The following is a 14,750-nucleotide window of genomic DNA, read 5'->3' on the forward strand; positions in this document are numbered from 1 at the left end:
AGCTTTCACACTTCGGAACACGCGCTCTATCGCTGAGCTGTCCCAGCAACTTCACTGACGAATCATGCTTTGGCGCATGCCGTATCGCCACAATCGCTGGCGAAATAACCGGCTTGCGTTTTAGAAACGTTAATAGTCAAGAAGGCAACCACCATAATCAAATCCTCATTATTACTTAGTTAAAGCGCGTCAATTCAGGAGTCAGCCGGCCTTCCGCGATTTTCGGGCCGCGTTTGTGCTTCTACTGTCACAGCGTTCGGTAGTTGCCGCCGTTGGATTTCCCTGGCTTCAAGATTAGCGATTCATCAACACGACGCAAGGCACGTGCGTAAGCGTCATCAAGCTCGGCGCGCAACTTGCCAGCTACTGACGCCTCAATTAAACCTGCCCAGCTCATAGCTGCAATCCAGCCGTGCATATAGCCAAACTCGTACTGAGCGCCTGCATAACTGCGCACACATTCCATCTGCTGAATTCGCCAACGCACCATCGTCACATTATCGAGAGCACTCTTCTCGATCATTATAATTTCCTTTTTCAAGATATAGCGGAGTTTATACCGGCACATATTATTCCCCAACAACCCAGCCAAACGTAGAAAGCACGATACGTCGATGATGACGACCAGTTTGAATGGGGGAGTTCTTCACGTTCCATATGCGTCGCAAAGGAAGTCTTGACGAAAACCATCATTTAAACCTACCAATCTCATGAAAATAAATTTAATTGTAGCTTTGATTTTTGCGCCGGGTAATCACATCTCGTTATGCTTCATCGCACTCTCACATTAAACGCGCCCTCGCATTAATATATGTGAAGTATTTAAATCCCCATATAATACTTAGCCTAAAATTTCGCTTCTACTCGCCAGCGCGAATCGATAGGCGGTGTCAGTCTACTATGAAATAAGTGATGGACTTAGCCGCTCGGCCAACGCAAATATGGGCTTTAATTGACTCGCCAATAGCGGGCTCAATCGCTGATTCGCTGAATGCTGCCACATGCCTGGGCGTTGAAAAGGAAGATTGATAAATTCTATTTTGATACCTTGGTAAACATGTTGGCAGGTGCAACTCTAAAGCTTGAAGTCAGTATCCATAGCAAGAATTCCTGATTCTAGGCGATGGTGTCAATCTAAAAACTAGCGTGCACTAATGAAGTGGGAGACGTTTTTTTTCGGCTGCGGCAAGGGGCTAATCAGCACATTCGATTCGTAAAAGCGCACAAATAGATCTTAACGCTAACTGCCAGGCAGTTAGCGGACTCGCTTAAGCGCACGCCAATCTGCATTTCGACACCTACTTAATACGCCAAACAGCAAAAGCAAGTTTAAAAACTCAAAACTAAAACCCTCACCGCACGCAAGCCACATGAAAGGTGTTTTCGCCACTGGCGCTGCTGTCTACGCTGGCCTCGTTCATAACGACCGTATGGTGTTTGCCCTTTGAGAGGGGCGTACTGGACCAATAACTGTTGCTAGTGCCACGGCACCTATTGGAGAGCGGCCAACCGTACTTCGTACACATTTCATTGCTATACGTTGAGCTAGTAGAATCGAGAAATAGTTGTCTCAGCTCATCCCTGGTTGCTAGCCGCGCACCGTTACCCAGCCCTTGGCAATAGCTATTGGCAGCCGACCACGAGCGCGTCAGACGATCAGGCGCCAAGAACCTACCCACACTTGTCGGCAACACTGTGATCGCTGGCGAGGTCACCGGCGAACCAATGGACGGATCGGTAGTCGCCAGGTTGGTTTTCGGCGTTACCACTACCGTCAAGCTTTCATAGAGGTCAGCTTCCAGCACCGTGTGGGCACCTTGAGTAATATTGCTACCACCACGCCTCCATTGCAGGGTCGTGCCATTGTTTAAATCGCCATCAATATCCCTAAATGTGTACTTGGCCCGAAGCGAATCACGTATCCTCGGTTGTTTACCGGGACGAGTAATATTTTCAATTTCCACATCGCTGATCACCGGCGCGTGGCCCTTGACCGTCGGCGTGGTAGCGTCCACCGCCCCAGCACTGCTGGCCAGGGTCGCGAACAACATCCAAACGGCCAGGCGAGCAAGTAGAAACCTATTCATGATGCTTTGAGCTCCCTTGAAGTTAAATTGCCCTAGATCTTTGAACCCACCCTAGGCGCCAGGCACCCAAATATGGCTTCGTCGCGCATACGGAGCAGCACAAGGGCCTGCCAAATACTGACGCCTTGAGCATCCACCACTAAAAAGCATAGGCCACCACGAAAGGTATCACTGTCGTTTGTGGAGATAGGGATGTACTGAATAACGGTCCAAAACTGTAGCCGTTACTATCTATCTCGGGGCGCTCAGATTCTGCGCACCGGCCGTTAAGCCAGCTACTTGGAAGTGCGCGCTTTTCATTGGCCGTACCGGATGGCATGAATCGACTGCTGCCTATGTTCAAATAAAAACGCAGCTATGGCTGTAAGGATTTCCGTCAAAATGTATTTTTAAGCGGACAGCATCGCCCTTAATATTGAAGTTCTGGAGGTGACTTCGCCGGACGCTAACGAAAAATTTGCCTCATTGATGTACCTTTGATCCGAATAGGGAGACTGCGTAATCAGGGGCATATCACGTCGCCATACTCGCTCCATTTCAAGCTTAGGAAGAAGCGCTCCATCACCGCGTTGTCCCAACTGTTACCTTTACGGCTCATGCTCTGCTGCACGTCGTTTCGCGCCAGCAACGCTCTGCAACTTGCGCTCGCGTATTGGCTGCCAAGGTCTGCGTGGGCGATCAGTACTGGTGGCGGCTGGCGCTGAGCGATTGTTTATGCTCATACATGGCGCGATCAGCGTGCGCCAACAGGTCTTCCACGTTTGTGTGAAGCTCGCGATGATATTCTATCTGACCGACGCTGAAGCGGATTGCATAACCACGGTGCAAGGTGGCATTGCTCTCCTCCAACAACTCCTTAAACCGCGCCATGATCGCCGAGGTTTCGACTTGACTGGAGCCCGTCAGTAATGCGACAAATTCGTCGCCTCCCAGACGTCCCACCACATCGCATTCTCGAAAGGCGATGCGGAGCACATCGGCAAAGGTCTTGAGGGCGTTATCTCCCTCAGCATGGCCGTACAGGTCATTGATTTTCTTGAAATCGTTGAGATCAAAAAACAGCAGGGTGGCCGACCTTGCGTGTCGCTGGCACGCGGCTAATGCATGCTGGGCCAGGGTCATGAAACCACGTCGATTAGATAGCCATGTCAGCTCGTCGATGCTTGCCATCTGAACGGCAACCAGTTCTTGTTCGGCCATGCCGGCCAGATCGCGCAGTAGCGCGTAATCTTCAGCATCGAAATGGCGAGGTTTGAAATCGATTAGGCACAAGGTGCCCATCTTTTGGCCATCGGGAACAGTCAAAGGGTAACCGGCATAGAAACGGATATACGGTTCCCCCGTTACCAGTGGATTATCCAAAAAGCGTTCATCCTTGCGCGCGTCTGCCACCAGAAGCATTTCATTCTTCAAGATTGCATGTCCGCAGAACGAAACTTCGCGCGACGTTTCAGTTACGCTGAGTCCAACGCAAGACTTGAACCACTGACGATGCTTGTCCACCAGAGACACGAGTGCAATGGGAACATCAAACAGACGCTTAGCCAAGCGCGTCAGGCGATCAAAACGCTCTTCCGGTGCCGTGTCCAGAACATGGAGGTCTTGCAACACCTTTACTCGATCATCTTCGTTAGCAGGTTCACCAGGTACTAACATCACACACTCCAATGGCAGAGCTTTCTCTGAGCATAGACTTGTTTGGCAGAAGTGGCGTCAACGGCGAGGTGGATCTTTCGGGCCGATTGGCCGGCTATGAATTGGTTCCGCGTCTGATGGTAGAAACCTGTCCTGAACGCTTCTTGTACCTGGGCCTGTGGGAGCTTTAAAAGGTCATATGTATCGAAATTAGCGAAATTATCTTCATGAAATAAACTCACTAATTTCGATACACATGAAAGGAAGGAGGCAGATTCATAGGGTATAAAAACGTCTTCGCTCACCTCTCACCTCTTCCCCTTCTTGATAATTTCGATAGAGCGCTGAAGCTCGGCAAGCTCGTACCGCCTGCTGACAATCTCCTCTTTGCTGGGGATGTAAAAGTAAGCGGTTGCGGCTAAAAACATTGCGAACACCAACTGCGAGACCGTCAAGGCAATTCAGTCTTTTCGCAAAAGCGTATGACTCGCTGCTTTGAAGAGACGGGTGGCATCGCTTGCTGCTTTGTTCGCACCGACAAATTTTTCGCTAAGCCTTGTGGCAACACCATCTGCTGTGGCGCTTGCCAATCTTGTCAGCGCCCCCTCTATAGTTTGTGGTACCTGGCTAAGAGAACGCTCGATCTTTCCATCTAATGCTTCAAGACTTTTGAGTAGTTTGTAGTGGTCAACCAATCCCGGACACGACGTTAAGTTCTTCCTCGGCCCGCGCTGGTGCCAACCCCTCGTTGAACTGGTGAGGCCGAATCCAGTTGTAGCGATGCATCAAAAAGTGGCTGATATCGCGCTGTGCTTCCTGCGCAGTTCGATAGCCCACGGTCGGTATCCATTCTGTTTTCAAGCTACGAAATACGCGCTCCATCGGTGCGTTATCCCAGCAGTTTCCTCGTCGACTCATGCTCTGACGCATGCGGTATCGCCACAACCGCTGGCGAAAGAGTCGGCTTGCATATTGCGATCCCTGGTCCGAGTGGAATAGCAGATCCGAAGGCCTGCCACGCTGCTCGTAAGCCATATCCAGCGCTTTGATCACCAACTCAGCGTCTGGCTTTTCCGACAGCGCCCAGCCCACGATCCGACGCGTACAAAGATCCAGGACGACAGCCAGGTAATGCCACTTTCCTTGTGCCCAAATGTAGGTGATATCGCCGCACCAGACTTGATTGGGCGCAGGCACGTCGAACTCGCGATTCAATGTGTTCGGGATATCCAGTCTTTCTACTGTTGCTCGTTTGTAGGCATGGGAGCCGGGTTGTTTGCTGACTAAATCAAGCTCGCGCATCAAGCTACGCACTTTGAATCGACCGAGTTGCTCACCGTCTTCACGCATCAGTGACAGGATGCTGCGACTGCCCGCAGAGCTGCGACTTTGCGAGAACAGCTCACTTACGCGACTACGCAATCGAAGCCGTTCGACATCCGGCGTGCGGCGCCGCAGGCGCTGGGCGTAGTAACACGAGCGAGTGACGTCAAACACCTTGCACAGCCAATCAACCGGCTCATGTGCCCTCAACTGGTCAATCAGCGCGAACGCTCGTGATCTTCCGACATCAAGAGCGCGGTAGCCTTTTTTAGTATTGATTTCTCTCGCTCAAGCCGAGCAATCCGGGCTTCCAGCTCCTGAATTTTTTGCTGTTCCGGAGTCAGTGCCTTGCTCTGCGGAGTGACGCCTTTATGTTCTTTCTGAATCTGGTCAACCCAGCGGCGCAATGCCGACTCACCAATGCCGAGCGAACGGCTGGCTTCGATGTAGCTGTAGTTTTGTTTGAGCACAAGGTCAGCAGCCTCGCGCTTGAATTCAGGAGTAAAGGAGCGGCGTTGTTTAGTCATCTGACACCTCGATCTGGCGAGCATTCTCGCCTAAATGGGTGTCCGGTTTCATTAGACCACTACAATGGGAGGGATACGATCTCTCGCACGGACAGCTTGGAGCCTTGGAAAAACTATTGGAAGGAAATTTATAACCCTGCTTATAAATTTCAGCTCAGCTGCAATGTGTAACCGATGGTTCTGACGCCGTTAAATGCGGTCGCCAAACAAGTAACCTACAACGCTAAAAATTCGCGTTTGCTGGATTTGGGGCAGCTTCGCTGCCCATCGGGGATAAATCCCCTCACCACAATTGAGATGTGTTGCTGCTGGGTGGGTGTCTGGATTCGAGATTTGGTTGATCCCACCAATCGCCAGCAGGCTGGCTCCCACAGATTCCGCATCATCCTGAAAACAATCAGTGCAACCCGCGCCGCCTCCCGCTATTAATACCCCTCCCCCACTCAAGGATCCGAGCCCCACCATGAAATTCGATCTCGCCTATTGCCTCGGCCTCGACGACAAGTTGTCGATCTATGACGTTCGCGATCTCAATTTCGATGAGACGGTGGCGTTCGATTCCGCCAAGGAACAGTTCCAGTGCCCCAACGATGCCTGTCGTGCTTCGTTCGATGCGTCGAACGAGTTAGGCACGTTCAACGCCAAGAATGTGAATTACGTGCGCACGCCGCACTTCAAGAATCTGCCGGGTACGCAGCATGTGGCGGGGTGTCCGTATGTGAGTTTGAAGGCGTCGGCTTCTGGCGGTGAGGCGGCGGATGGCGAGGGGGATGACGGGCGGGAGGAGCATTTTCCGTCGGAGTTGTTGCTGACGCGGCGTGAGTATGTGCGTAAGCCTGCCGCGCCTGCGGTGGCGGCGGATGTGTTGCGCGATGATCCGGTGCGGGTGGCGGCGGTGAGTGGTAAAGAGTCAGTGAGTCGTGAGACGGCGCCGGACAAGACCAGTGTGTTTGCGCATCCGGTGGAGTGTTTTGTGTCGAACTTCGCCGACAAGGATTTGCTCAAGCGCATGCCGTTGAAGATCGGCGAGCATACGGCGCCGTACAGTTCGTTCTTCAAGAAGGTTGAATACTTGATGGACAACAAGGGGCTGATTTACTGGGGGCGGATCAAGAAGATCGAAGACTTTCACGGGGGGGTCAGCTTTCGTATCGACTTCGAGGACAGGGTCTGGTGGAAGAAGCCTGAAGACAGCAAGAAGAAGCCTTATCCGGTGAGCGTCTATCTGAACAAGAAGCTGATCGACAACTACCGCAAGCGTAAGGCGTTTCTGGAAGAGATCAAGCAGGCGGTGGATAGCGACAAAGAGTTGTTCTGTTTCTTCTACGGCGTGACGCCGGAGTTGAAGCAGGTGCCGGGCAAGAAGAACCCCGAAAAACCTTTCGAGGTCTTCAATGCCGATATCGAGAACCTGGATCACTTCATCATTCGTGAAGCGCCGGGTTTGGCGTGACGGTTAGCCTTGGGGCAGTTGCAGGTTGACGGCGCCGGGGTGTTGTTTAACTAGCGAGTACGGCAAGACCGACCAGTCTGGTCTGTCGCAAGAGCGTTGTACGCGAGCGAAGTAGGCACCCAGGTACAAGCCTTTCTCGGTGAAGTACCACGGCGAAGAACCCCAGATGCTTTCATCCGTGAAGTCGCAGTCGTCTTCTTGCGTCGGTTTCTTCATTTCTGTGGGGTACAGGGCGGTGAGTTGCTTGATCAGCCACGGCACCAACTCTTTGCTTTCATACTGATAACGCGCGTCACTTTCGGCCTTGCTCAGAGGTTTGTCACCCAGGCTGTCGCGCTCGGCATGCAGAAGCGGCTTGCCCTCACCGACCCACAGCACATCTTCGAGCGACAACGGGTGGCCGGTTTTAACGTCAATGTTGAGCGGGGAATCACCGAAGTCCGGATGCGCGCCGCCGCAGTAATAGCTGGTCGAGATGTTCAGGCTGACCACGGCTGGCGAGATCATTTTCGGTTCTGCCTGTTGCATGAACTCGACGTTTTCTCCGCCCTGAAGTTGGCAGCCGTGATAGCTGATGACTTCAAGCCAGAGTCTGCCCAGTAGTTGCTGGTTAACCCGCTGTTGATCATCTTTCGACAGGCCGGATTCCACGCTGAACAGCGAGATCTTCGTTTCAGGCTCGGTCCACCATTGCAGGGTGTAACCCATGAAGTTTTCTTTCTTGGTGGGTTTGAGCTTCAGCCCTTGCAGGCGCAAGTATTCATACGCCTCGCCATTGGGCAGTGAGGCAATGACGGGCACGGCATTGGCAGGCAGCGCCGGAAGTTTGGCCTCGGTCAGGTTCACCTGCAGTTTTTTACCCTTCGGACTTTGCCACTCGCCCTGCCAGCCATTACCTGTCTCTTGCAGTTTCAAGGTCGGCAGCGGTTTGTCGTCGCCGTAGCGATTGTTGCCTTCGGTCAGGGTCAGTGTGTTGCCCTGCAACGCGCCACTGAGGGGCAGGTCGCGATGGTATTTTTCGTAGAAGTAACGGCCGGTCACTTCGCCCGGCTGTTCGGTGTTCAACTCCACCACGATTGGGGTTTTGCCCAAAGTACCGGTGAAAACCTGCCGGCCATCTTCGGCGTGGGCGGTGGAAATCAGTGTGAACAGCGCAGCGGCGTAAGGCGCCAGGCGCAACAGTCCCTTGAGCATGGATCAGTCCTTGAAAGAGGCGTTGGCAGCGCCGAAGTGAGATCGGCGCCGGTAAATTCGGGAGTGGATTATGGCGGTGTTGCCTGTAGGAATCGAGACACTACTTGATAGCCATTCCCAGCAGAACGATGACCAACAACCCGATGTACACCCAAGCATGCACCCGATCCGGTATCCGCCCAATCCACGGCGAAGCAATTCGAATCCCTATCAGTGACCCAACCGTCAGCACCGCAAACGCCAGCAGGTCCACATAGCCGACAAACCATGCGCCCAGATCTGTCTCGCTGAACCCGGCCAGCGCCATGTAGGTCAGCGTTCCCGCCAATGCAACCGGCACGCTGAGTGGGTTAGCCATGGAGGTCGCCTGCGACATGCTCAACCCGCAACGGCGCAGGAGCGGCACGGTCATGACGCTTCCTCCTACGCCGAGAAACGTCGCGATGGCGCCGATGCCTACACCGCCGGCGGATGTTTCCGCCCTGCCCAGTCGGCGTGGGATGACAGTGGCCGATTGCGTGATAAATCCGCGCCGTAGCAGGCAGTCGATGATGGTCACCCCGAGGTAGGTGATGAAGGCGTAGCGGATGACTTCGCCACTGACCCACACCGCCGCGATTGCACCGACGATTGCTCCCAAACCGATGAAGCCGCCGAGCGGCCACAGATAATGACGGACGAGATTTCCGGCGCGGCGATGTTTGTCGGTGGCGATCAGGGCGTTGACGATCATCACGCAGGTCGAGGTGGCGACGGCGATGTGCATGGCCGATTGGCTGATGGGGTCGTCGGCGCCGTGGCTGGCGGTGAGCATGCGATAGAGCAATGGCACGACGACGAAGCCGCCGCCGAAGCCGAAGAGCACGGCTGTTATGCCGGTGAGGCAGCCGAAAAGGGTCAGGAGGAGATAGAACATGAGGCGTCGTCCGTTCGGGTGGAGCGGTCGACGATAGTGAAACTTGGCTTGGCCTGCTTCAGCAAGTCAGCCAATAATGTTTGCGTTTACGCCAACCACTCGGTGCCGCTCAATGCGCAATGTTTCGATCAATCTGCTGGATGACACACCACGACCCGTGGTGGCGATCGGTACGGATTATTCCCACGGTCACCTGTTGCCGTTTCATACACATCGGCGCGCGCAATTGTTGTACGGCGTGACCGGGGTGATGCAGGTCAGCACCCATGACGGCAATTGGGTGGTGCCGCCACAGCGCGCGGTGTGGATTCCGCCGGGTGTGGCGCATGAGGTGTTGATGCTGGGCGTAAGCACTCGCAGTGTGTACATCGAGCCGGGCGCGGTGGATTTGGGTGAGCGCTGCCAAGTGATCAATGTCTCGCCGTTGATGCGGCACTTGCTGATGGAAGCGGTGGAGGTGCCATTGGACTATGACCTGAGCGGCCGCGACGGCGCGCTGGTCGATCTGTTGCTGCATGAAGTTGTGCGCAGTGCCCCGCTGCCGCTGCACATTCCGTTGCCGTCTGACGGAAAGCTCCTCGCGTTGTGTCAGACCTTTCTGCATCAGCCGAACGCCCACCAGTCGCCACAGCACTGGGCTGACCAGTTACACATAAGCTTGCGTACATTCAACAGAATGTTTCGGCAGCAAACCGGATTGAGCTTCAGCCAGTGGCGCCAGCAGGCTTGCGTGGTGCTTGCACTGGCGCGGCTGGCGGCGGGTGAAGCAGTGACGCGGATTGCCCTGGATTTCGGTTACGAGAGCCCGGCAGCGTTCTCGACGATGTTCCGGCGCACCCTCGGTCAGGCACCGTCCGTCTGGTTGGAGGCGGCGAATTAGGGCAAATCAAAAAATGCGTTTGATCCCGGCCGAAAACAACTGTACAAAAACACAGTACATTTTCAGTCAGCACTCTTGAGCCCGGAGCACACCATGGCCTCTCTTGCGATGAACCACATCCTCGAACGCATTGCCCTTTTCCAGTTCACCCCGACCCACTGCGTCCAGGCCCGAGCGATGCTGGGCTGGAGCGTGGAACAGCTGTCGCGGGAAGCTGAAGTTTCGGTAGCCGACATTCAACGGTTCGAGGCGCAGCAAGAGGTGGCGGATGCGGCGCGTCTGGCGCTGGCGTATCGGTTTGAGTCACGGGGGTTGGTGTTCTTTCCGGGGTTTGCGCCGGGGCGATCAGTGAGTGTTACGAACTCAGCATCGGAGTCTGTGGGGCATGGGGACTACGCCATGGCTGATTGAAAAGGCAAGTTGATCTTTATCCCTAAATAGGTATATTTTCGCATGAGTGCAAGGAAGCCACTCTTTTGGGTCTGCAGTAGCAAGAAAGATCTCAAGCAGATGCCCACAGACGTACAGGATGTTTTTGGTTATGCACTGGACTTGGCTCAAAGTGGCTTGAAGCACCCAGATGCAAAACCCCTGAAAGGGTTTGGAGGCGCAGGTGTACTGGAGCTGATCGAAGACTTCGACACCAACACCTACCGTGCCATTTATACGGTTCGTTTCGGCAGTGCCATTTATGTATTGCACTGCTTTCAGAAGAAGTCGACTGCTGGAATCAAAACGGCTCAGTCCGACATTGATCTGATCCGAAACAGACTTCGAGCCGCTCAGGATCACGCGAAAGGATCACAACATGATAGAAATTGAAGAAGGTATCGGGAACGTCTACCAAGACCTCGAACTGCCCAATGCCAGTGAAATGCAGGTTAAGTCGCAGCTCGCGGCAAAGATCGGCGAGATCATCAAAGCTCGCCATCTTACTCAGATTCAGGCGTCTGAAATTCTTGGATTATCCCAGCCAAAACTTTCCGAAATGCTGCGCGGGAAATTTCGAGGGATCAGTGAAGCCAAAATGATGGAATGTCTTTCACATCTTGGGCGAGACGTGCAAATCGTAGTGAAATCGGCCCCCCGATCACGGAAAGAGGGCCGAATTGAAGTGGTGTTTGCTTAACCTAAAACTCGTTAAGCGTTCTGAACCACCCCCTCACTCTCCCCTTCAACTCCCAACCACCACGCATTCCCACGTTGCGGCTGAGCGATGTTGAACGCCTCACCCATCTGTGGCGTAGTAATCGAAACACTGCGCTCCCAGGCCAGCGCCAGTATCCGGTCAAACGGTTCATGCCAAGCATGCATCGCCAGATCAAAAGTGCCGTTATGTATCGGAAACAGCCAGCGGCCCTTAAGGTCGAGGTGGGCTTGCAGGGTTTGTTCGGGTTGCATGTGCACGTGCGGCCATTCGACGTTGTAGGCGCCGGTTTCCATCAGGGTCAGGTCGAAGGGGCCGTACTGTTCGCCGATGCGTTTGAAACCGTCGAAGTAGCCACTGTCGCCGCTGAAGAAGATGCGGGTGTCGCCGTCGATCATTACCCATGACGCCCACAGGGTGCTGTTGCTGTCGAACAGGCCACGACCGGAGAAGTGTTGCGACGGCGTGGCGATGAAGCGGATGCCGGCGATTTCCGTGCCTTCCCACCAGTCGAACTGGCGAACCTTGCTGGCGTCGATGCCCCATTTGATCAAGGTATCGCCGACGCCCAGCGGGGTCAGGAACAGATTGGTTTTGACCGCCAGCCGCAGCACGGCCTCGTAATCGAGGTGGTCGTAGTGGTTGTGGGACAGGATCACCGCTTCGATCGGCGGCAACTGGTCGAGGCTGATCGGCGGCTGGTGGAAGCGTTTAGGGCCAGCCCATTGCACTGGCGAGGCGCGTTCGGCGAACACCGGGTCGGTGATCCAGAACTTGTCCTGCATCTTCAGCAACAGGGTCGAGTGACCGAGGCGCCAGACGCTGTGGTCAGGCGCTGCCATCAGGTCTTTGCGGGTCAGCGGTTGTACCGGGATCGCTGCGGCCGGCCGGGTGTTGCGCGGTTTGTGGAAGATCATGTTCCACATGATGCGCAGCATTTTGCGCACGCCTTCGCGTTGAACTGGCGCATGATTGCGGAACAGGCCTTGATCCTGTCGAGAGGCTTCAGGCGTGGAGGTGTTGTCCGTAACAGAAACTGGATTGGCCATGACTGAATGACTCCAGAAAACCGCGCAATTTACGGTTTTCCACGGTGGGACGATAAATGGCCAAGGCACGCACGCATTAGCCGAACTGTCTGTTTTTTAGGTTGCGAGGATTAACGCAACATTACACTCATCGGTGTAGTTTCTAGGTTGCATCAAACGAGATGACAAGTAAACTGCCAAGTGTAATTTCACCCTCTTCCTGCCGAAGCGTACTTATGACAGCTCCACAGCGCCTCACTGACCGTAAACGCGAAGCCATTATTCAAGCGGCGATTGCCGAATTCCGTGCCAACGGTTTCGAGATCACGAGCATGGACAAAATCGCGGCCACCGCCGGTGTGTCCAAGCGCACCGTGTACAACCATTTCCCTAGCAAAGAAGAGCTGTTCGCCGAAATTCTCAACCAGTTATGGGCGCGGATCAGCGCCGAGCAGTCGGTCGCGTACAGCCCTGATCAGCCGTTATCTGATCAGTTGCGACAGATGTTGTTGGCCAAACTGCAACTGATGGCCGATGACAACTTCCTCAGCCTGGCGCGCGTGGCGATTGCCGCGACCATCCACTCACCGGAGCGTGCGCAGAACATGGTCGCGCGCATGGGCGAGCGGGAAGAAGGCCTGACCGTTTGGATTCGTGCCGCTCAGGCTGATGGTCGGATAAAAGCGGTGGACGCGGTTTTCGCCGCGCAACAGGTGCAGGGCCTGCTGAAGTCGTTCGGTTTCTGGCCGCAGATTTCCATGGGTCAGCCACCGCTCGACACCGCGACGCAAAACACCGTGGCCGACTCGGCACTGGAGATGTTTCTGGCGCGTTATCAGCTCTGAATCGCCACTCTCCTGCGCGCTCCTTCGATTGAATGCCCCGGCAGCGATTCCGTTGGAATAAATGACAATGTCCGACGCAAGATCCGTCCGAAAAAAATACGGCAAAGTATTTCAGGATGAATCTGGCGCTGGGCATATGAGCACTTTCGTACAATTTCGAAACAGCAGTTTCTTGTACAGAACCAATAAGTCTGTATAAGATTCAGCCGTCAGCCTGGATGCTGGCACTTTGAGGTCAATGCATACATCCATCGGCTTGGCCTGCCCCCGCGGAAACAGGGACACAACCCCAGTCTTTCCCTACTTCCAGGTACTGCGACATGTTCTTTAATCGCCACAAAGCCGCCCTCGATAACCTTCAACACACCCTCACTCAACAAGGTGGCCTGCTCGATGCCATCAACCGCTCCATGGCGGTGATTGAATTCGATCTCGACGGTGTGGTTTTAAGTGCGAACGACAACTTCCTCAAAACCATGGGTTACCGCGCCGAACAAGCGATCGGCCAGCCCCATCGGTTGTTCTGCACCCCTGAGTTTGGTCGCAGCGCTCGGTACAGCGAGTTGTGGTCGCGCCTGAAAAACGGGGAGTTTCAGTCAGGGACGTTTGAACGGGTCGACAGCAAAGGCCAGCCAGTCTGGCTCGAAGCCAGCTACAACCCGATCAAGGATGCCTCCGGACGGGTGGTGAAAGTGGTCAAGTACGCCATGGACGTGACGACCAAGGTGCAGCAGGAAAGCGAGGTCAACGCCAAGTTGGAAGCCATCGACCGGGCGATGGCGGTGATTGAATTCAACCTCGACGGCAGCGTAATCACCGCCAACCAGAATTTTCTGACGCGCATGGGTTACTCACTGGCCGAACTCAAAGGTAAACATCACCGTTTGTTCTGCACCGCAGAATTGGTCAACAGCAGCACCTATCAGGATTTCTGGCGACGGCTGAATCAGGGTGAGTTCTTTCAAGGCCAGTTCGAACGCGTCGACAAGCGCGGGAAGACTGTTTGGCTGGAGGCCAATTACAACCCGGTTTACGACGCTTCCGGACGTCTGTGCAAAGTGGTGAAATTCGCTTCCGACGTCACCGCCCGGGTCGAACAACACGCGCAAGACGCGCGCAGTGCCAGCGCCGCCTATCACATTTCGGTCGAGACGCGGAAAGTCGCCGAACAAGGCACTCAGGTCATTCAGCAAGCGGCCAGTGAGATGCGTGAAATTGCCCAGGACATTGCCGAGTCTTCGACACTGATCGCACAACTGGGTGAGCGCTCCGAGCAGATCACGGCCATCGTCAACACCATCCGTGGGATCGCCGATCAAACCAACTTGCTGGCGCTCAACGCGGCGATCGAAGCCGCCCGCGCCGGTGAACAGGGCCGCGGTTTTGCCGTGGTGGCCGATGAAGTACGGCAGTTGGCGGCACGCACCAGCGGCTCGACAGCGGAGATTTCCAACATGATCGGGTTGATCCAGACCGAAACTCGCCAGGCGATCAAGAGCATGGACGGCACCCGCGATCGCGCGGCACAGGGCGTGGAACTGGCGGATCAGGCCGGCACGGTAATCCTGCAGATTCGTGATGGCGCCAGTGAGGCGGTGCAGGCGGTGAGTATGTTTGCCAATGAGCGGGCGCCTGGCTGAGGCTGGAAACCGAGTCGCGGCCATCGCGAGCAGGCTCGCTCCCACAGTGGATTGTATTTCAATGTAGGAGCGAGC

General features: G+C 54.8%; 15 protein-coding genes and 3 pseudogenes. 9 read left to right on the forward strand and 9 right to left on the reverse strand.

Annotation, left to right across the window (positions count from 1 at the left end):
• Positions 1–247: 247 nt before the first annotated feature.
• From ACA074_RS20855 to ACA074_RS20880, 6 genes and pseudogenes are all read right to left on the reverse strand, one after another.
• On the reverse strand, positions 248–523 hold the full coding sequence (locus tag ACA074_RS20855; RefSeq protein ID WP_497677713.1) for a hypothetical protein: 276 nt from the start codon (positions 521–523) through the stop codon (positions 248–250).
• Between the two features lie 829 nt (positions 524–1,352).
• Positions 1,353–2,087, reverse strand: a complete 735-nt coding sequence (locus ACA074_RS20860) for an adhesion domain-containing protein (RefSeq protein WP_497677714.1) — start codon at positions 2,085–2,087, stop codon at positions 1,353–1,355.
• A gap of 518 nt (positions 2,088–2,605) precedes the next feature.
• Positions 2,606–2,796 (reverse strand): annotated as a pseudogene (locus tag ACA074_RS20865) (IS3-like element ISPsy37 family transposase); the annotation flags it as partial.
• The gene (locus ACA074_RS20870; protein ID WP_497677715.1) at positions 2,766–3,743 is read right to left on the reverse strand and encodes a sensor domain-containing diguanylate cyclase; all 978 of its coding nucleotides are present in this window, start codon (positions 3,741–3,743) and stop codon (positions 2,766–2,768) included. The pseudogene ACA074_RS20865 and the gene ACA074_RS20870, both read right to left, overlap by 31 nt.
• 440 nt (positions 3,744–4,183) lie before the next feature.
• Complete coding sequence (locus tag ACA074_RS20875) at positions 4,184–4,417, reverse strand: hypothetical protein (protein ID WP_497677716.1); 234 nt, start codon at positions 4,415–4,417, stop codon at positions 4,184–4,186.
• Positions 4,410–5,572 (reverse strand): IS3 family transposase gene (locus ACA074_RS20880; RefSeq protein WP_497677316.1). Its coding sequence is split into 2 segments (ribosomal slippage): positions 4,410–5,317 and positions 5,317–5,572, totalling 1,164 coding nucleotides; the frame shifts between segments, so codons are not numbered across the junction. Before ACA074_RS20880 ends, ACA074_RS20875 begins: the two co-directional genes overlap by 8 nt.
• Before the next feature lie 174 nt (positions 5,573–5,746).
• Here ACA074_RS20880 and ACA074_RS20885 point away from each other — a divergent pair.
• Positions 5,747–6,001: a hypothetical protein gene (locus ACA074_RS20885; RefSeq protein WP_497677717.1), complete on the forward strand. Its 255-nt coding sequence runs from the start codon at positions 5,747–5,749 to the stop codon at positions 5,999–6,001.
• Between the two features lie 34 nt (positions 6,002–6,035).
• Positions 6,036–7,025, forward strand: coding sequence for a hypothetical protein (locus ACA074_RS20890; protein ID WP_497677718.1), 990 nt, complete (start codon positions 6,036–6,038; stop codon positions 7,023–7,025).
• A gap of 3 nt (positions 7,026–7,028) precedes the next feature.
• Here ACA074_RS20890 and ACA074_RS20895 read toward each other — a convergent pair whose 3' ends face one another.
• Both ACA074_RS20895 and ACA074_RS20900 read right to left on the reverse strand, forming a co-directional pair.
• Positions 7,029–8,219 carry a hypothetical protein gene (locus ACA074_RS20895; RefSeq protein WP_497677719.1) on the reverse strand — a complete coding sequence of 397 codons (1,191 nt, stop codon included), beginning with the start codon at positions 8,217–8,219 and terminating at the stop codon, positions 7,029–7,031.
• A 100-nt stretch (positions 8,220–8,319) separates the two neighbouring features.
• Positions 8,320–9,135 carry a sulfite exporter TauE/SafE family protein gene (locus tag ACA074_RS20900; protein WP_497677720.1) on the reverse strand — a complete coding sequence of 272 codons (816 nt, stop codon included), beginning with the start codon at positions 9,133–9,135 and terminating at the stop codon, positions 8,320–8,322.
• 112 nt (positions 9,136–9,247) lie between these two features.
• Here ACA074_RS20900 and ACA074_RS20905 point away from each other — a divergent pair, with 112 nt between their 5' ends.
• The 4 genes from ACA074_RS20905 (at position 9,248) to ACA074_RS20920 (ending at position 11,144) form a co-directional block, all read left to right on the forward strand.
• A complete protein-coding gene (locus ACA074_RS20905; RefSeq protein ID WP_497677721.1) occupies positions 9,248–10,015 on the forward strand; it encodes an AraC family transcriptional regulator in 768 nt (255 codons plus the stop codon).
• A 93-nt stretch (positions 10,016–10,108) separates the two neighbouring features.
• Positions 10,109–10,426: a helix-turn-helix domain-containing protein gene (locus ACA074_RS20910; protein WP_187679302.1), complete on the forward strand. Its 318-nt coding sequence runs from the start codon at positions 10,109–10,111 to the stop codon at positions 10,424–10,426.
• 42 nt (positions 10,427–10,468) lie between these two features.
• A complete protein-coding gene (locus tag ACA074_RS20915; protein ID WP_187679303.1) occupies positions 10,469–10,837 on the forward strand; it encodes a type II toxin-antitoxin system RelE/ParE family toxin in 369 nt (122 codons plus the stop codon).
• Positions 10,824–11,144, forward strand: coding sequence for a helix-turn-helix domain-containing protein (locus ACA074_RS20920; RefSeq protein WP_187679304.1), 321 nt, complete (start codon positions 10,824–10,826; stop codon positions 11,142–11,144). Before ACA074_RS20915 ends, ACA074_RS20920 begins: the two co-directional genes overlap by 14 nt.
• Positions 11,145–11,155: 11 nt before the next feature.
• Here the strand turns inward: ACA074_RS20920 and ACA074_RS20925 are convergent, their stop codons facing one another.
• Entirely contained in the window at positions 11,156–12,211 is a 1,056-nt protein-coding gene (locus ACA074_RS20925) for an MBL fold metallo-hydrolase (protein WP_497615169.1), read from the reverse strand.
• A gap of 215 nt (positions 12,212–12,426) precedes the next feature.
• Between ACA074_RS20925 and ACA074_RS20930 the strand changes: the two genes are divergently transcribed.
• From ACA074_RS20930 to ACA074_RS20940, 3 genes and pseudogenes are all read left to right on the forward strand, one after another.
• Positions 12,427–13,035, forward strand: coding sequence for a TetR/AcrR family transcriptional regulator (locus tag ACA074_RS20930; RefSeq protein WP_489878929.1), 609 nt, complete (start codon positions 12,427–12,429; stop codon positions 13,033–13,035).
• A 410-nt stretch (positions 13,036–13,445) separates the two neighbouring features.
• Positions 13,446–14,123: pseudogene (locus ACA074_RS20935) on the forward strand (PAS domain-containing protein); the annotation flags it as partial.
• Between the two features lie 114 nt (positions 14,124–14,237).
• Positions 14,238–14,675 (forward strand): annotated as a pseudogene (locus ACA074_RS20940) (methyl-accepting chemotaxis protein); the annotation flags it as partial.
• Positions 14,676–14,750: the final 75 nt, after the last annotated feature.

The organism is Pseudomonas sp. LBUM1655 (assembly GCF_059716085.1).